Genomic DNA, 17,825 nt, shown 5'->3' with positions numbered 1-17,825 from the left:
GGAGCGCGTCTTCGATGTCAAGGGAGTCGCCCCTCACCCCATCATCGGGCTGGCCTCCATCTGGTCCGCCGGCTCCGGGACGATGTAGAGACCCACTGGCGAGCTCGCGGTGTGCATAAGAGCCTCCAGCCAAGCGCGATTGAGAGACGGCGCCCGCCCGCCGTGAAATTTGAACGTGAGGGAAGCCCCCTGATGCACCCACACGCTGACACGGCCGCCGCCCGTGCTCTGATAGTCCCGAAATGTGAAGTAGAACGGCTCACCGCGGCGCAGCTTGTTGCCAATGACAACCTGCAGATGCGCTAAAAGGCGGCCTCAAAGTCCGCCCGCACATCCTGCTCGTAGACAAACTTACCCATGCAACTATCTAACCGTCGGCTCCACGGGCCCCAATCACATCGCGGTGGTGGGGGAGGAAGTCACTGCAATCCCCGGACCGGGTCAGCTATCAACGAGACTCACCCGACCCGCGCGCGAGCAAACCCGGTCGTGGGGTAAGGCGGCAATGTGGTTGGCCATAAGCCGTCGCGGTTCTGCGTCGTTGCCCCCGCACTCCTCCTATCCCGACGGCGCCGCACTTGTCCGTGAACGATATCGGGCAGGTTCACCCCGCCCAGGACAGCCCCAACCATCACTAGCGTTGACAGATTTAGATTAGGAAGGGCTCGGTGGCCGGCTTCTCGCTCGTGAGGCTCGAGATCCTCGATTGTGAACCAGCTCACATGGGATGTGGTGCTCTCATCGACGTTGTCCCTCACCCGTTCACCGTATTCCAGCTTCTTGTCCGGCGACGAGGAACGCGCCACCCGCCGGGCGGTTAATCGACTACCAGGACGCCTATTGGGGGTCTGCTGGCGGCGGAGCGGCACGATGCCATTCATGAAGCCGTGGTGCGGTAGCGCTGACGGTACTCGCCGCCTATCAGTCGGCTTGCAGTGCCCAGCTTGCCCTCACGTACGGCGACCGCCGTGTCGAAGTTTGCCGTGTCGTACATTCATGACGGGTCGTATGCCCCGACGAAGGCGCCACCGTAGGGCCCGCTGCTTGTCCCCGTCGTCCCTCGGATCGACACCTCATCCACTTCCGCGCCGACCTCGTCCCTCGCCGCCTCCTCCACTTCCGCGCCGACTTCGTCCCTCGCCGCCTCCTCGAACTATGCCGGTCGCTGCCCGCAAACCTGGCCCATCCCGGAAATGTCGGTGGCGGCTTTCGGAGTGACCTCCAATGCAGCGGCGGGCGCGCGCGACGTGAGTAGAGGAGCACAGAAGTACATGTCAACTGGGCTCGTTGGTTCGTCATGTCCCCTATTTGGGGGACATGATTGGGGGTGGGTCCTCTTCGTATCGACGGCACCTCGTGCGAAGAGGACCCACTTGCAGCATCTCACCTGCACAGTGGCTGGGCGAGGTCGCGGTTGTGACGGAACAAAAGCCCGCCCGCGGGGCGCGACGATTACCCCCGTCGAGCCCGTAGCGCGGCCGTGACAAAGGCGATGGCAAGAACGCTCAGCACAAGGGTGGTTTTTCGAGGGTGCCGCCGATAGCTCGCGTGGATCCGCGACAACGCGTCAGAGACGGATCGGACGGCAACGTCAATTGCCTTGGTTGCTCCCTTCGCGGCGGTGTCGAGGGTTAATGCCATACCGTCCGCGGCTGTCTTACCCGCCCGGGGGAGGAGGTGAAATCGCCGATGTTTAGGTGTGGGCGTGTTTTCTCCTCGGAGGGCGTTGCTTGCTCGGGCGAGGTGTTCGCGAGCGATGGTGGCTGCGTCTTCGTCGGAGACCGTCACCGACGTGTTCACAGTTCGCGGTCTGATGCGAGCGTGTGTGCTCGTCGGTCCTGGCGCCCGGCGGGTGGGGTGTGCGGCAGGGGAGGCCGGCTCGGCACGGGGCGGGGTTTGGTGCGCCTGGAGCTGGTGATGGCCGCGTGACGGCCGGTGCCGGGCGTCATCGTGTAGCCACCTTGCCGTGCGCCTTCTCCTGGTCCTCCCAGGTGGCGGCGCCAACGATGATGCCGCCGCTGGAGTTGGCTTGGGCGGCAAGGTTATGCAGGTAAGCGGGGTGGAGACGCTCGGGCTGGGTGCCGTCGTAGACGAAACGGATCTGGATCGCGGGTTGGAGCCAGATCGTCGTGCGTGCTTCGGGCGCTCCGGGCGCAGAAGTCCACGAGAGCGTGAACGACTCGCCGCGGCGCATCTTGGTGGCAATCACCACCTGCAGGTAGGCGAGGAGCCGGTCGTGGATGGGAAGGGAAGTGTTTGCGGTGCCGTAGAACAGCTGGCCCATGTACGTCCTTGGGAAGCGGAGGAGGTCGCGTTGGGGTAATACCTTGCCGCGGAAGCGGTCGAATCGCTCCACAGATAAGAGCACGGGGGACGGCAATCGTCACAAAAAAGATGTGAGAAAGTTGGGCGGTGAGGGCAGACCGCAGCGCCGTGGCACTTCATGCCGCCGATGATGCGATTTTGGTGGGGCGCGCTGCCGCTGGAGACACCGCTGCCTTCGCTGTGCTGGTACGGCGCCACTTGCCTCTTCTTCGCGTTCTCATCACCCGCATTGTGGGTAGCTCCACCGACGCGGACGATGTTGTGCAGGAGTCGTTCGTGATTGCCTGGCGAGAGATGTCTCAGCTTCGAGACGCGTCCGCGGTGCGTGCCTGTCGATGAGGGATTCGTGTTGCGTACGAAAGGTTCTCGAGCTCAGTGCACATTTCGTAAATGGTGTGCATGGTCTGAATCAACGTGGCCATGTCCGAGGTGGTGAGGGTGACGTCGACGTCGGACGTTTCCATCACCGTGTGCCACGCGTAATCGCGGTCAGGGTCGGGCTCGATGAGCAGGTCCCACCCGGTGGGGCCGACCCTTACATGAATTGACGGGGTGTTGCGGGATCCGTAGGACTGCTCACGCACCCTGGCGGTGGCCTCGAAGATGACCCCGCGCTTCAGATAGCTGGTGAGCCAGCGGGCAAGGTCATCAGCGTTCAGCACACTCCCCAGGCTAAGTACAGGCACCACCCGCGGGTCGTCCTCAAGGAAGCGTGCTACTACGGCAGGTCCCCGGGCTGCGTTCCCGTACGTCACTTCCAGCGGTGGAGTGTGGCTCACTGACCAGTGTCGACGATCCCGCCACGGATGGGCGCTTCGCGCAGGGCTTTAAAGAGTGCACGGGCCCTCTCCTAAGGGCGGGGAGGGGGCCCGTACACCTGCCGGCACAGGGGTGGAGCCGACGTATTCCAAATTTAGGGTGCACGCGCGTCGATCAGGTCGCAACACGTCACGTCGCGGGGCGAGTTAGGGACGCGCGCGGGTGGGATACCTAGTGCGCCCTGCAGTGCTCGGGCTTGGCCCCTAGCGCCAGCGACGTCGCGGCCGCATTTCGTGCCACGTCATGTCTGCCCGAGCGAGTCTGAGACGCGCCGGTGGCCCCCTGGGGGTCACCGGCGGGGGTGGCCACGTTACGCAGGATCCAACCCGAAACGCCGCCCGGTCCGAAATACTTGATGTGGCCCTCCCGTTCCGCGCCCCTTGCACTCGGGAGGGCCACACCAGCATTACCTTCCCATCCGCTGCAGCGCTTCCTCATGGGTTTCACCGTGCCTGTAGCCGAGCGCCGACATGGGGATGGCCGCAATTGAGGGCAATCCGTAAACCGCGAGGGCTGGCTTCACTGAGGCGACATGCCTGGCCGACGGCCTCTGGCATAGCAGTGATCGTGAAGCCGGCAGACGCTGCATACCGCGCTTTCTAGGGACGGGCTATCTAAGAAATGGCGGGTCTGTGTAGGGGTACCAATGGCCGGTAGATTCACCGTCGGCGTTGTCCGAGTCCAGGTCGGCTGTTTCCACACCAACGGTCACCTGCGATGTGGCCGTAATCAAAACGCTCAGCTGGATGCCGTTGTCAAGGTCGAGTTCGACAAAACCGCCTCCAGCCCGCACGGCGTCCATGACGGCGGTCTTGATCTGTTCGGCGTGCTCGGTGGGGGCTAGGGTGTACGGCACCCCCGCCACCGAGACGGATACCCGCTCGAGTGTGTGCGTCACCCGCCGGAAGCTAGCCTTCCTCGTTCTTGCACACCATCCCCGTTGCACGGATGTGCAAAACGTGGCATGCCGTTGGAGTGAGGACAGGTTTCGCGAGCCGAGGATGCGCCGCGAGATTTGCCACGGTCTCGACCCAGTGGCCGTCAGCCGGATTGTCACGCCTGCCCGGTGAGGGATGGGCCGGGCTGCGCGCGGCGATGTCTACCGTGGCGGGCGCTCGCCGATTGCCGGCCAGTCGCTGGTGAGGAACGCCTCGATGGCGCGGTGGCGGAAGGTGTAGACCTTGCCGCGCCCGATGATGCCCCGCACGCGGTCCAGGCGTTGAGAGGGTGTGCCGGCGTCGGTGGCTTTGGCGAAGCCTGCGCGAGCGGCGATCTGGCCCTGACTTCTGTCCCGCGGGGGAAGCTCTGCCATCGCGGTGACGAACTCGCGTTCTCTCTGGGGAAGTCGCTCCAGGATCCGTTCGACGTGCGAGACGGCTTCGGGTTGCGCTTGACGCCACCCAGTCAGCACGTCGCCGCGGGTGATGACATCGCCGTCGCCGGCGTACCATGCGCGTTGCCCGGCCAGCTGGAAGAGGAATGGCTCCCCCCGGCATACGTCAACGATGGTCTCCGCTGCGTCAGGGGCAAGCCGCACCACCCTCATCTCACCTGCGGGGGAGGGCAGCTCCCATCCGGACACGATGAGCGGACGAAGAGCACTTCTCAGGTCGTCATCACCGATGGGTTCCAAAGTGGTCGTGGCAAAGCGTCGCGCGAACGTCGCGCCTTTGCGGGCGCCCGAGCGGTCATCGAACTCGGTTAGACCGGTGAGATACACCGCGATAGGCAGCGATCGGGTGACGACTCCCACTGCCGGGACATCGACATCGACTTCCCGGGTGATGGCATCGCCGAGGGAGATGAGAATCTGCGACAGCAAGCTCTCATCGGTGATGTTCTGAACCTCGTCGACGTGAATCAACACCACCGCGCCCTGACGGATGGCTGCGTAACCAATCTCGACCAGCAGCTCGGTCAGCGCGATATGCGGTTCCACGCCCACCCGATCACGCAGGCCCACCGACACGCCGCTGGCCGCGACCGACTGCACCCGGTCCAATAAAGCCGTGATCCGGTTTTCCCGCGCCGCCGGCAGACCCGCCATCTCCGCGAGCCGCAAGACTTCCGTAGCGATCCGCTTGACCGGGTCCGTGCCGAGCGCCAGGCGGATCTGAGGGGTGACCCAGTCGCCGTCTCGCTCAGCCTGAGCCGCGATCCGGCGCACAAGAGATGACTTACCCAGTCCAGGTTCACCCAGGATTGTGCGACCACGCTCGAACAGCCCGGCCTGCAGCCGGGGCCGCAACACGTCGCGCCAGTCGCTGAGCTGCTCGGTGCGGCCCGCCCAGATCTCAGGCACCACGTCGGATCCCGGCTGAAATGGGTTCGAAAGCGCATCCCGCATGTTGTTAAATTTAACATGTAATGCTGGATCAAGATCTAAAGGTCAGGCATGCAGACGATGCCCCTGCCTCAACTCCGCCGCTCGTCAACCTCAAAGCACGTACAGAGGACGTCGACGCGGAGATCTCGAAGACTGAGTCGACACGACCGTCGATCCCCTGAGAGGTGGGGGGAGGGCGGGGGAGCCCAAGGGCGATGCACGCAAAGTCAGTCCTGCGCCGCAGTCACCCGCCCGCCGGACTGACATACGACCGATTATCGGCGCCGGGGAGTAGGCGGACGCCTTCGCCATCGACGGGTCAACTATCGAGGTCGTCGATCGCTTCGACTTCGATTTGACGAGCTCACCAGTTCCGGTCGCTCCTCACCGCCCGCGGTTTCATCCGGTGGCGCAAGACCGAGCAGTCGTACCTCACGGCGTCTAGCCGTCTAGGTTCCCCGCGCATCCCCCCACGCGAGGATATGCAGCCGTGCAGAGAGACGCACCCCAGCGGCGATGGCGGCAGGTGCAAGCGTAGCGATGAGCGGCCCCACCTCGCTCGCCGACGTGGTTTGCGGCATGACCCATACCCGCGATGTCGCGTAGCCGTTCGAGCGCGCGACCTCAACAGCTTCTGCAACATCAATTGGTGCTTCGACGACGAATTTCACTACGGAGGGAAGTGCGGCCAGCGCGCTTAAAAATCGCGATTTCAGGCGCAGCTTCTGGGGCATGCCGGAGTTCGCGAGCTTCGGACTGACGACGAAGAGGTGAACGAGCGCCGCAAATTTCGGGTCAGGCGGGATAGTGCCGTTTGTCTCCACTTCTACTCGCACGTCCGGGCGACTGATTCGGAGCGCGGAAAGTAGAGGCGCCATCGGCCGTTGGTGCAGAAGCGGTTCCCCGCCCGTTAAAACTAAAAGGTGGACGCGGGGGGGAATTCCTGCCTCGAGCCGGTGGAGCAGTATGTCTGCCGGGACGTCTTCCACCTCTTGTGAGCGGTCAAATTGTTCCCAATCCCAGCTGTGCTTCGTGTCGCACCAGGAACATGAAAGGTTGCAGTGTGCCAGTCTGAGGAAGAAGGCGGGCTCGCCGGAGCTGGGCCCTTCCCCTTGCAACGAGACGAACGTCTCGATGACGGGCAGCGTCGCGCTCATGCTCGACGCACAAGAGCCGAGGACGTGCGGGTCTCCCACAGACGAACGGCTTCCACAGGCAGCGGTGTATCCGCGACGAGCGTGAAGATGAAGGCAGCGATTCGCTCGGCCGTGGGGTTGTCGAGTACGTCATTGAGGTAGGTGTGGTCCAGGCAGGCCATAAGCGTGCTCTCGACGAAGACCGCGACGACGTCGAAGTCGACGATGACGCCATTGGCGTCAAGATCCCCGCCGAAGGTGAGCTCGCAGCGGTAACTGTGGCCGTGCATGGAACGGCAGGGTCCTTGATGCCAGTGAAGTTGATGAGCCGCCTGGAACTCAAACTCGTACGTGATGGTTGAGACAATACCTTCGCTCACGTTGGGCCTTTCGACAGGGTCAGTGCGCCGACATCGACCAGGTCATCCGCCGCGCCTCGGAGCGGGAAATGCGTTGTCTCTGTAATTCCCGCGATGCAGGACTGTAGCCCCATGCTCGCCGCGACCAGGTGGGCCATCGTGAGAAAGGCGCCTGCGTCCCGCCACACCAGCGAATGCCCGTCGGGGTACTTCGACAGGGTCCGACGAAATCGCGCGAGGACAACGATTACGGTGGATGGCACCTCGACGGCGCGCACGGCATGTGCGGTTGCGTCTAGCACTCGTTGCACCTCTGCGTGATGGTCCGTCACTTCGAAAAGGGTGGGGATAGTGGAGGGGCTAACAGCCCATGCCCGGTGGTCGGGCGTGTCCGCGGCTCTGTGGATGAGAAGCGCCGTCAGTGGGTGCCGCGCTCCAGCAGAGGGGACCAGCGTTCGGAGTTCGATGTACCCGTCGGCGCCAGCCCAGGCTGAGCGGGCAGTCAGGATGGGGGCAAGCACGTTGATTGCATCGGCGGCGCTGACTGGTGCGCTCGAGTACTCACTACGACGCATCGCCGGTCCTAGGCGCAATCCGCTGAACGTGGAGTGCACCGGCTCACCTACGGCAGTTGCGGCTGCAAGGGTCTCGGCGTCGGTAGTGGTGAACCCTGTGGCGTCCCGCTCAGCGGGTGGCAGAGGCGATCTCACCCGTTTAGCCTTCCTGCAAGTATTCCGCGAGGACGAGTTCGCGCTTCCAGCACCCGGGACAGTCGCCGCACGGTTCGTTTGCACGGTGGCAGGACACGGTCCAGCCGAGGAGCGCGCGGTCTGCCGTCGCTTGGCGCAGGAGGTCGACCGTCGTGGTCTGGGCTGCTGGAGCAACAACCTCTATCCCTCCTTCCTGCATCTTCATGAGCGCATTCAGCTGCCGATAGAACGCCTGAGACCCGTCAACGTGTCGGTCACCGTCGCCTTCGACGGAGGCGAGGGCGACCCGCGAGAGGCCGTGGCGGAGGGCAACGGCCGCGCCGGCGGTGGCGAGGAACTGGTTTCGGTAGGGCCACCACTCTGGACTCGGGCTTCCCGGGAGGGGTGTGTCATCCATCATCAAACCGCCGCCAAGCTCGCGCAGGGGCAGTCGGACCCGCTCGAAGGGGAGGCCCAGGTGCGCGGCAACCGCGCCCGCGGCGCGTGACTCGGCGGTGTGGGGCAGCTGACCGTAATCGATAAACACGGTGAGGGCCGGCCTTAGAAGCGATGCCAGCGCAGTGGAGTCGAGGCCGCCCGACAGCAGCACAAGGGCGGAAGGGTCAGCTGCGATGGTGCTCACTGTGGATTCCTGGTATCAACTTGAGTCCTTGGCCGGCCCAGATAGCCCGGTACATTGCCGTCGTCAGGTCATCGTGAATTTCGGCTCCCATCCCAACAAGCATCTTGGTCTCTTTCGGATGACGTTCTGAACTGAAACCCACAATGGGGATGTTCTGCCGCGCAGCCCAACCGGTCTCGTAGACGGTGCCAGGGTCGAACCCGTCGAGCAATGCGAGGACCACATCGCAGCTGTCCAAGCCGTCCAGGTCTTTCTGTGCTACCTCGATGTCGCCCGGGCCCACGTCGTGAATAGGGCTGAATACACGGGCGCCGAGCGCATCGAGTACGACGCGGGCGCGCTCCACGAGCCACCTTTCGGCAAGGGTGAAAAAGGGGCCTGCAAGGTACACCCTCGGTGCGTAGCCGGGGTGCAGGGGAAGCGTGTTGCCGTGAGATGTCGAGTCGCCTGCAACGTGCCGCGACACCTCCGTGTTTGCCCGGTGAGCGGCGTCGAATGCTGTTTCCCCGGCAAACCATTCGCGGGCAAAAATGCTCGAGAACACGTCTCCGGAGCCAAGCGAATTGACGGTCAGGCTCGGCGCGGCATGTTGCCAGTGTGCGCTTGACTTCTCTGCGACGACGTACCCCAGGGCGCCGCATTTGACGACAGCCGTTTCGACGCGGGCGAGGTCGAGAAGCGCGATCGCTGCGTCTCGTGGCGAACTGCAGCCAGTGAGCATGCGGGCTTCCGCGCGGTTAGCGCACACCGCGATTTTCTCCGCGTTGATCCGACCTAGCACTTCCGGGTGCAGTTCACCGGGTGATTGCGGGTCGAAGACGACGCGTTCCGCGGCAACGTCGTAGCCGTGCGGGAACTCCGCGAGACCGAATGCGAGAACATCGTGGTCCGGGTACGACACCAGCGGGACGTCACCTGACAAGGCGGTCAGCCCGATGACGCGTGGTCCGAGAGCGGGGTCCAGATACTCGAACTCAACCCGAGACTGCCGACTGATCACTCGCGACGAGACGCGCCTGTAGATCTCTTGCTGTTCGTCTGTGGTCGCCACGGTCACGAGAACCTCGACCTCGTCCCCCAGGATCTCCGCTGAGCGAAGCCCGCTTCCCATGAAGACGCTCTCTCGCGAGGGGTATAGCACCGTCTCCGTATAGCTGCCGCCGACGACAATCACGGTGTGGGCTCGACGCGGACGCGGATATCTCCCCCGTGTGCGCTGAAGACCTCTGCCTGAAAGGGCACTCCGGCGTTCAGGCATCGCACAAGAGCGGGGTACGGATGCAGAGCGCCGACCGGATTGCCGCTTGCACGCAAAACGATGGTCACGGGTGCGGCCTGATTGACGACAACCTCGAGCACAGCACCGACCATGAAGGCAAACGCCGGGTCCGGAGCGGCGACCGTGTCATCCAGCCTCACGGCCGAGCAATCGTCGCCCACCGGACCGCCGTTGAACATCCCCCCGCCCGTGGGGCCGTCGCTTCCGCTCATCATCGAGATCCTTTCGTGTACCCGTACCGTAGCGGATGGCGCGGTCAGGTCGAGAGCCTTGCTCGTTAAAACGGACGCCGCGCGCGGTCGGCTTCCTCAGCCCAGATCGTCGCGTCCAGATCGGCGGTGTGAACGTGTTCCTGCCCCGCCCAGGCGACAAAAAGGGCCTCCAAGTAGTGGTACGAGGACTGCGCGGCGACGCCCCGGGGAAAAACCTGTGCGCGCGCGCCGGCGCGAAGGACATGAACATCCAAGATTGCCACCTGGGCTTCGGGCCATCGGTTTCGTACTATCCAGCTCGCCGTCTTGAGGCCAATGCCGGGCGCCCCTGTCAGGAAGTCGCGCATTTCCAAAGCTGAGGTTGGGTGAACGTTGGCGTTTAGGTAGGTAAGCGCGGCGGACAGCCTCTGCGCCCGCTGATGTGGGAAGCGGTAGCGCCTCATCGCCGCTCCGACGCGCAGTGGTTGCAGCAGCACCTCGGCGATGTCGGCCTCGGAGGGCGCGCGGGTGTGGGAGAGCACGCGCGCATGCAGCTCGGTGTAGGCCGCGAGAGCAAGTTCGTAGGGCATTCCGAAGCCCCCGAGCATGCACAGCGCCACCTCGTCGCACAACGTCTCTGTAAGGCGGTGGCGGTCGGGTTGTTGTGCTTGGGTGGCGCGGCGCGTTGCTTCGAGCCAATAGGCGGCGGTCCCGTGCTCCCACGACAGGCCCCACTGCACATCTCTAGTGCCCCAGGGACCCGCGTCGAGGGTGATGACTCCGGTGTCGACGGGTGCGGTGACGGTCAGAGTCACGGGTGCTCCTGGGGGGAAATGAGGTGAAGAGGGTCCATCGACAGTACCCAACCGTGCGCTGCTCGATCCAGGTCAGCGCGCAGCGCCCGTGGGGGATCGTTGATCGTGGCAATCCGCCCGTCAGCATGGACGATCTGGATTGCAACCGCCCCCTCCGGCATCGGGTGCCGCGGCTGTTACCGCCTGGTCCGAGAAGCCGCCTTTGCAATCGTCAGCATGTCTGAGGTGCCCGCCGCGACCCTGTCGAGAAGGAGAGCCAACCGGTCTGATTGAGTGGGGCGTCTACGCCGCAGTCCAAAAGCCGCGTCTACTGCGGTATCCAGGTCGGCGTGCGCCGTCAGCAGATTGCTCGGCATCGCGTCGGGGGAGTAGAGGTCGGCAAGCGTCGAACCAGGATGCTCGGCCCGCTCGCCTTCCACGTGGGCCCATGCCTCCGACAGGCGAGCCTGCGCTGCGTCGTTTAACGTCGGCCACGGAATTGGGAAGTACGCGAGTGCGGGCGAGATAGAGATGTCCGACTTCAAACGACCCGCGAACACAGAGACCCACGCCATGAACATGGAGGACTGCAGAAGAGCAGCGTGATGGGGGAGGGCGCCGGGAAAGATGATGAGTTTGTTGCCCGCAACGACGTCCGGGGTAAAAAAGCGTCCCGGGACCCACCGCCGAACCGAGGAAGATACCTCCGGGAGGGCGAAGAAGGGCTCGGGCGGCTGTCGGTCTTGGGTGAAGCGGGCGGGGCGCTCCGCGTATTCGCGGACAGACGCAGTCGGGGACGTTTCGCGCGATCGTCGAACGGATGCGAGGCGCTCCCGTAAGACTGGGGAGTTGCGGAGATCCCTGGGCTCGGCGTCACGCAGCCACAGGCACCACCGTGCGGGGCTGCCTTGGAGCATGTCCTGCCCCTGGACGAAGCGGCGGAGGTACCGGGCCGCCTGCGGGTCGGCGAGGACCAGCGGGTACTCCTCCTCTGTGACGATGAGCCCGCCACCGTCCGTGGGCTGGCTGCCCTTATGTGCATTGGGCATCGCAGGACTTGCCGGGCGGGTGAGCTTCTCGGGTACGACGTCGGGACCGTCGGTGAGGTAAAAGTTCAACCGCCTCACCGACTGCTCGATGGGGTCGGACTGCAGGGTGGGGTAGGTGAACAGGCGAGGTCTGCGTCGTGTACGGAATTGTGGGGAGAATCCGACGATGATGCAGTGAACCGCAGCGGCGCCAGGGGCCTCCGAGGTCCACCGGAAGGTCTGATGCCCGAAATCGACCGCGAAGCCGTTACGCGCGAGCAGGGGCAGCATGGTCCGCGCCTGCTCACCTTGGGTGAGGGAGTTGGTGGAGACAAACGCGATTTGTGCGGAGCGGGTGGTGCGTGTGTAGGCCATCGCTTTCGCGTACCAGCATGCAACGTAGTCGAGTCGGCCGGTTCGCAGTCCCGCCGAGTCCACTTCGGCGAACACGAGGCGGTTGTCTTCTTGTTGTTCTGTGCTCATTAGCGCCATGCCGATAAACGGCGGGTTACCGAGAACGTAGGTGTCGTCGGTGGGGGTCAGGACCTCGGACCACTGCATGCGGAGGGCGTTTCCGACGATGATGGATTCGACCTTGTCCAGGGGCAGCAGCTCGGGCGCGTGCCCGAGCGAGAGCTCCATCGCCTGGTTCGCCTGGTGCTCCACGAGGTGCAGGGCGGTCGCGGCGATGCGGGCTGGCCATTCCTCGAGTTCGATGCCATGGAAGTGCGCGAGGCGGACGGGGAGGTCGTCCACGTTGAAGTACAGCGTGGGGGCGGCTCCGCGCGCTCCGAGCTCTTGCAGGCGTTGCAGCACAGCCAGGTCCAGGGCGCGCATCTCCCGGTAGGCGACGACAAGGAAGTTGCCGCACCCGCACGCGGGGTCGAGAAAACGCATCTTGCTCATGTCGTCGCGGAGGCGACGGAGCTTGCGTTCATCGTTGGCGGCGTCGGCAAACCGCTGGCGCAGCTCGTCAAGGAACATGGGCCCGAGGACCTTCATGATGTTTGTCTCGGTCGTGTAGTGCTCGCCGAGCTCGCGGCGGGCCTGCCGGTTCTTCACGGCCTGGAACAGCGAACCGAAGATGGCAGGGGAGATCGCCGACCAGTCGAACAGGCACGCTTCGATGAGGCGGGTGCGCATCGCGGTGTCGAATGAGGGGATGCTCAGTGGCTCCTCAAAGATGCCGCCGTTGACGTACGGGAAGGACGCCGTCAGCTCATCGAGATTGCGCTGGCGGGCGTGGGCCGGGCGGGCCATCACCTGGTAAAGGAAGCTCAGCTGAGACCCGAGGTCGTGCCCGTCGGTCGCGGTGCGGGTCTCGATGAACTCGTAGAACAGCCCGCGCGGCCACACGCCCGCATCGTCTGCATAGAGCGCGAAAAGGGTGCGCACGAGGAAAATGCTCGCCTCGTGGTCGCTGTAGCCAGAGCCTTCTAGCTCCTCCCACAGGCCGGCCATTATCTGCGCCGCCTTGATGGACGCGCGTTCTTGTTCGGCGGAGCCGAAAGAGCGGGTGCCGTACCCGGCGATAAATGCGAGGCGATCAGCCTGAGCGGGGAGCTCGTCGAGGGTGAAGGTCGTGACGGCGTCGTCGGTGCGTGCGTGCAGATCAAGAAGGCGGAAGGTACGGAAGTCGCTGGTCAGAACCCAGCGCGGTAGCTCCACCTCGGCGAGGCGAGGCAGATAGTCCAGAGCCTGCTGCTCAGCTTCAACGAGATCCTTCCCGGCTGACTTCATCTCCACGAGCAGGAGCCCGGGGATGAGCGCGTCGATGTAGCCCGCGGCATCCGTCGACGCGCGTTTCACACGTCTCTCGTACACGGCAGCGCGGCTCTCCGTGACGCCGTAGACCTGAAGCAGATCCCGCAGAAAGGACTGAGCCTCACCGCGCTCATACCCCTCCGCATCGCGCCACGCGAGCGCCAAGCCCGCGGCTCGTTGGCGAATCTCGTTCAGGGAGAGCGGCTTGGTCACGATGTCACGTTATCGGGCGTGCCGACCGGGCCAAATACGGGGGACCCGGCCCGGTCAAGCATCAGTGGTCGAAGATACTTCAGTCGCGCTAGTGCGGAACTGCTCTGACCCCAGGGTGCGGCGGCCGGATGTCCCATGTCCGCTCTACGCTATGGACTAGCTACGAGCCATGGGAGATGTGCGGTGCCCGAGATTCAACAGTCGCTAATCGGCTACGCCGTTCTGCGCGCCAACTACAACGCCAGTGCGCCCAGCTTCCTGGATAACTTCAGCGGATTCGTCATAGAGGCGGTCTCCTCGCTGGACTCAGGTTCAAGTAGCAGTTCGGACATCGCGACGATGATTTCCAAGAGGTTCGGGATAGTAATACCGACGCTCGTTGTGAAGCGACTCGTAAAGCGGGCTATCACCGCCAAGATTGTGGAAGGCAATGACCGATCGGGGTACCGGCTCTCCACTCGGGGTGCACGAGAGGTGCCTCGCATTTCCGAACAGATTGTGCGGTTCGAGCGAGAGCAGTCGCAACTTGTGGCAAAGTTCCGCACCTTTCTTGAATTGGTTTCTCCACAACATGCGTCGGAATCTGATTCCGACCTGGCGGAGCAGCTGAGCGCCTACTTCCAGTCGCACTCAACGGTGCTGCTTGCGCAGGCGCTTAGGGGCGAAAACGCTTCGGCGGCACATAACGAACCCGGCTATGACTACTTGATCTCAACATTCGTCGCCCATTTGAGCACGACTGACCAGGTCGCATTTGGGTACGTGGAAAATGCTGCGAAGGGGGCAATTCTTGCGAGCACTGTTTCGCTTGACACGTCCAGCCTAAAGCAGGATCTGAAACAGTTGACTATCGTTCTGGACACGCCTGTCATGATCGATTTGATGGGCTGGCACGGGGAAGCGGCCGAAACTGCCACTAAGCAGCTCATCGCTCTCGCTTTAGCCGTCGGTGCGACGGTGGCAACCTTCGAGCATTCTGTGCGGGAGCTCGATGGTGTCCTCAGCAACGCGGAGCACGCGCTGCGGCCGCACAAAGGTACCCGGCGATCAACGGCGCGGATTGAAGCCCACTTCATCAGCACCGGTTGCCGGCCCGCAGATCTCGCCGCGATGCGCGGTCATCTCGAGGACGACCTCAAGTCTCGCGACGTTCAAGTGATCGAGAAGCCACAAGAATACGCCAGGTATGGGCTCGACGAGGCTGAACTCGGCGACCGCCTTGATCAGGCGATTGGGTATCGCAGTATCGGTACCCGGAACTACGATGTCGACAGTCTTTCTGCCGTCCACCGCATGCGACGCGGCTCCACCGCGCCTCAGATCGAGCGGTTGCGCGCGATCATGGTCACATCGAACGTCGATGTAGCCAGGGTCGCCAACGACCTTGCCCGCCCCGATCGCCAATGGCCATTAGCAGTGACGGATTTTGCACTCGCTGCGATCCTCTGGGTTCGACGGCCGAATGCAGCAGAGAGCCTGCCGAGGAAGCAACTGATCGCAACAGCGTTCGCGGGCATGCAACCGGCGCCGCATCTCTGGTCCGCCTACTTAGACGAGATAGATCGCCTCGTCGATCAGGGAGCTGTCTCTGCAGACGATGCTGTCATCTTCCGATCTGGTCACGACCCCCGGCGAGCACTGATGGAAGTCACACTGGGGGAGGCCGATGAGCTGGACGCCGACACTATTCAAGACGTTCTGGTCAGGATCCGAGAGGAGTACCGCCGTCCAGGCGAAACTAGAGCCGCTCAGGCCGAGAGGGACACCTCCGCGGCTCGCGCCGCTACCGATTCCGTCACACTCGACTGGCTAAAAAGCGAGGATGAGAAGGTTGCCCTGCGTGGCCAAGTCGCCCGCCTTGAGGCGGAGCGCGAGGAAGCTACTGCCGAGAAAGTCCGCAGGCGAGAGGCGGATGAGCAACGGATTGCGTCAATCGAATCTAGGGCGTCGCGACGTGCCCGAGGTCTTTTGCGCATCCCCGTTTTCTCGGTCGCCGCTATCATTATTCTGGGAGCGCTGCTGAGCTGGGTTTTTCCCGACGCTCTCCCTTCGGAACTGGACTGGCTCAGCATGCCTCTCAAGATCGCAGCTGGCTTGATCCTCGCGCTCACGATCGCACAGCTCTTTTTCCCGGGCACCCTGCTGGATTGGTTGCAACCCGTTGAGCGTCGCATGCAAAAGTGGGACGCTGAACGCGGGTTGAAGCAGGCTGGGTTATACGAGCAACGTGGACCCTAATCGCGCGTGGTGCCAGGGGAATCATGCAGATCTGCGCAACCGGTTAGCGCGCCAAACTGACATAATATCCATTATCGGCGCTCATACACGCTGCACAAGTAGTCCATCGGCGGCTTTTCTTTGTGTCGTAAATAGGGGTGTGGTGGAGCGTTCTCAACCCGCGGGGTCCGGGGTAGCACCAGATGTCGGACACCCCACCGGCTCCTGTGCTGGTACCACCCCGCACCCCGCGGGCACGGGTTCTACGCCGGTTTTCGTGCGCGCCGGGCGGCGTCGCCGGCGAGGATTAAATACACGGCGGCGGTCCATGTGTAGGCGCGGTCTCGGAGGCCCTCGCCGGTGAGCGCGTCGAAGTTCTCGGCGAAGCCGTGCTGTCGGCAGAGACCCCGGAAGCGTTCGCTGATGTCGTCGGCCATGCCGACGTGGCCCGAGCGCCGCAGCCCGTCCTCGATGAGCATGGTCGAGGGCGCCCAGATCGGGCCGCGCCAGTAGCCGTCGGATTCGTAGTGTTCGCTGTCGGGTCTCTCGGTGGCCAGTCCCCAGGGCGTGAGGAACGGCGTAAGACCCTCGGCTAGGGCGTTGCGCGCCTCCTCGGGGAGAAGCGGCCCCGCCGCGATCGCGATGGAGGTGAGAAGCGTCGACCGGCCGGCGTCCGCGCCGTCGGCGACTCCGCGGGCCGTGTAGCCGTCGCCCCGCCACAACTCGGTGTCGAGGGCGGCGGCGATGCGTTCTCCCTCCGTGCGCCAGCCCGACCCGTCGAGTCCGAGCTCGTCTGCGAGGCGGGAGAGAGTGTCGAGCTGCAGGAGAAGGAATGCCGCCAGGTCGGGGGACTCGATCAGACGCGCCCGGTCGAAGGCGGTGGAGTTGTCCCATCCGCTGTCGTTGCCGTGCTGGTAATACGGCAGCGCGCGGCCGGGCACGCGTCGCTCGTCCAGCCAGAAGCGCGTCCACCTGCTGAGCTTGTCGTAGACGACCTCCCGCTCATCGCGGCTCAGTTCGAGACCGTCTCGGCGAAGTCGATCCAAGGCCCACCCGTGGATGGGCGGCTTGACGAAGTTGTAGAGCCGCTCGGAATGCGCGATCGAATCGGGGAGCGCGCCGGCAGCATCCTGATGGTCGAAAGGAGCGAGGAACTGATCCAGCGCGAGACGCGGATCACCCCGGACGAGTGCGATGGCGTTGAAGCAGTGATCCCAGCTCCAGACCTTGTCCATCCAGTGCTTCGACATGAGGACCGACTCGCGCTCGAGGAATCCGGCGGGTGCCACGGTGGCCGACCAGATGACGTAGGCGGCCAGCATCGCCGTGTCGCGCTCCTCCGGCGAGCGTTCGTCATCCTCCGTCCAGGGAGCGACCCCCGCGGCGAAGTCCACGAACTCCGTCTGCACCGTGGCGACGGCCTCGTCGAAAGTCTCCGTACGGCGATACGGCGAACGAGACGCTTCGAACTCCTCGAGGGCGATCTCCCACTCCCCCTGGTCTTCCGACGCTTCCACGATCACCGAACGGCGCGCCGCACCGAGCGCCTCGGCGCCCTCGATGCGCAGCGCGCCCTCCAGGGCCGTGACCCGGTAGCGAGCTCCCGTCTCATAGGCGGTGAAGATCGCGCTTCCATCACGGGGATCCCGGAAGAGGTACATGCCGGTGAACGGTGTGAGCTCCTCCGCGACCTCGGCGATCTCGAGTCGCGTGCCCGCGGAGCCCCGGACGCGGACGACGTCGACCTCGGCGAACACCGCCTCGACGCCAGCGTGGCCGTCGGACCACTGAAGGCGAGCGGCATCGGCATCCGTGGTCCACGCGCTGCTGATCAGACCGGTCGTCGCCGTTCGCGAGGGGATGAGCGCCAACACGGCGTGCATGCCCGTCCTGTGCGAGACGAGGTGCACGTCGTCGACCGTGCGGTGCGCGGCGACGACCGGCGAGAGGTCGAGCCACGACCCGCGACGGCTGAACGGAACGCTGCGCACATCGAAGGTGGGGACCGCGTGGGACATGTCTGCTTCCATGACGAGGGGTGA

The 17,825-nt window shown here is 64.2% G+C and carries 14 protein-coding genes; 2 read left to right on the top strand and 12 right to left on the bottom strand.

Annotated elements, in window-relative coordinates; translation table 11 throughout:
- Positions 1-1,945: 1,945 nt before the first annotated feature.
- Complete coding sequence (locus tag MRBLMI1_RS15380) at positions 1,946-2,284, bottom strand: hypothetical protein (protein ID WP_367734348.1); 339 nt, start codon at positions 2,282-2,284, stop codon at positions 1,946-1,948.
- Between the two features lie 128 nt (positions 2,285-2,412).
- On the opposite strand from MRBLMI1_RS15380, the gene MRBLMI1_RS15375 reads away from it, so the two are divergent.
- Positions 2,413-2,664: an RNA polymerase sigma factor gene (locus tag MRBLMI1_RS15375; protein WP_367734346.1), complete on the top strand. Its 252-nt coding sequence runs from the start codon at positions 2,413-2,415 to the stop codon at positions 2,662-2,664.
- Here the strand turns inward: MRBLMI1_RS15375 and MRBLMI1_RS15370 are convergent.
- From MRBLMI1_RS15370 to MRBLMI1_RS15325, 10 genes are all read right to left on the bottom strand, one after another.
- The gene (locus MRBLMI1_RS15370) at positions 2,625-2,987 is read right to left on the bottom strand and encodes a hypothetical protein (RefSeq protein ID WP_367734344.1); all 363 of its coding nucleotides are present in this window, start codon (positions 2,985-2,987) and stop codon (positions 2,625-2,627) included. The two genes, MRBLMI1_RS15375 and MRBLMI1_RS15370, sit on opposite strands and share 40 nt — an antisense overlap.
- A 767-nt stretch (positions 2,988-3,754) precedes the next feature.
- Positions 3,755-4,042: a hypothetical protein gene (locus MRBLMI1_RS15365; protein WP_367734342.1), complete on the bottom strand. Its 288-nt coding sequence runs from the start codon at positions 4,040-4,042 to the stop codon at positions 3,755-3,757.
- Between the two features lie 201 nt (positions 4,043-4,243).
- A complete protein-coding gene (locus tag MRBLMI1_RS15360) occupies positions 4,244-5,491 on the bottom strand; it encodes an AAA family ATPase (RefSeq protein ID WP_367734340.1) in 1,248 nt (415 codons plus the stop codon).
- A 428-nt stretch (positions 5,492-5,919) separates the two neighbouring features.
- Positions 5,920-6,627 (bottom strand): 7-carboxy-7-deazaguanine synthase QueE, encoded by a 708-nt coding sequence (locus MRBLMI1_RS15355; RefSeq protein ID WP_367734338.1) that lies wholly within the window; start codon positions 6,625-6,627, stop codon positions 5,920-5,922.
- Positions 6,624-6,986 carry a 6-pyruvoyl trahydropterin synthase family protein gene (locus MRBLMI1_RS15350; protein ID WP_367734336.1) on the bottom strand — a complete coding sequence of 121 codons (363 nt, stop codon included), beginning with the start codon at positions 6,984-6,986 and terminating at the stop codon, positions 6,624-6,626. Before MRBLMI1_RS15350 ends, MRBLMI1_RS15355 begins: the two co-directional genes overlap by 4 nt.
- A gap of 693 nt (positions 6,987-7,679) precedes the next feature.
- Positions 7,680-8,297 carry a 7-cyano-7-deazaguanine synthase gene (locus MRBLMI1_RS15345; protein ID WP_367734334.1) on the bottom strand — a complete coding sequence of 206 codons (618 nt, stop codon included), beginning with the start codon at positions 8,295-8,297 and terminating at the stop codon, positions 7,680-7,682.
- A complete protein-coding gene (locus MRBLMI1_RS15340) occupies positions 8,278-9,471 on the bottom strand; it encodes a PfkB family carbohydrate kinase (protein ID WP_367734332.1) in 1,194 nt (397 codons plus the stop codon). Before MRBLMI1_RS15340 ends, MRBLMI1_RS15345 begins: the two co-directional genes overlap by 20 nt.
- Positions 9,468-9,788 carry a hypothetical protein gene (locus tag MRBLMI1_RS15335; protein WP_367734330.1) on the bottom strand — a complete coding sequence of 107 codons (321 nt, stop codon included), beginning with the start codon at positions 9,786-9,788 and terminating at the stop codon, positions 9,468-9,470. Before MRBLMI1_RS15335 ends, MRBLMI1_RS15340 begins: the two co-directional genes overlap by 4 nt.
- A gap of 65 nt (positions 9,789-9,853) precedes the next feature.
- A complete protein-coding gene (locus tag MRBLMI1_RS15330) occupies positions 9,854-10,582 on the bottom strand; it encodes a hypothetical protein (RefSeq protein ID WP_367734328.1) in 729 nt (242 codons plus the stop codon).
- Positions 10,583-10,758: 176 nt separating this feature from the next.
- Complete coding sequence (locus MRBLMI1_RS15325) at positions 10,759-13,566, bottom strand: DNA methyltransferase (protein ID WP_367734325.1); 2,808 nt, start codon at positions 13,564-13,566, stop codon at positions 10,759-10,761.
- A gap of 183 nt (positions 13,567-13,749) precedes the next feature.
- On the opposite strand from MRBLMI1_RS15325, the gene MRBLMI1_RS15320 reads away from it, so the two are divergent.
- Positions 13,750-15,804 carry a hypothetical protein gene (locus MRBLMI1_RS15320; protein ID WP_367734323.1) on the top strand — a complete coding sequence of 685 codons (2,055 nt, stop codon included), beginning with the start codon at positions 13,750-13,752 and terminating at the stop codon, positions 15,802-15,804.
- A gap of 242 nt (positions 15,805-16,046) precedes the next feature.
- Here MRBLMI1_RS15320 and MRBLMI1_RS15315 read toward each other — a convergent pair whose 3' ends face one another.
- A complete protein-coding gene (locus MRBLMI1_RS15315; protein ID WP_367734320.1) occupies positions 16,047-17,801 on the bottom strand; it encodes an amylo-alpha-1,6-glucosidase in 1,755 nt (584 codons plus the stop codon).
- Positions 17,802-17,825 lie beyond the last annotated feature (24 nt).

Source organism: Microbacterium sp. LMI1-1-1.1 (assembly GCF_040815675.1).
GTDB lineage: Bacteria > Actinomycetota > Actinomycetes > Actinomycetales > Microbacteriaceae > Microbacterium.
The sequence above is the reverse complement of the archived record's forward strand: the minus strand, read 5'-3'. Positions and strand labels throughout refer to the sequence as shown.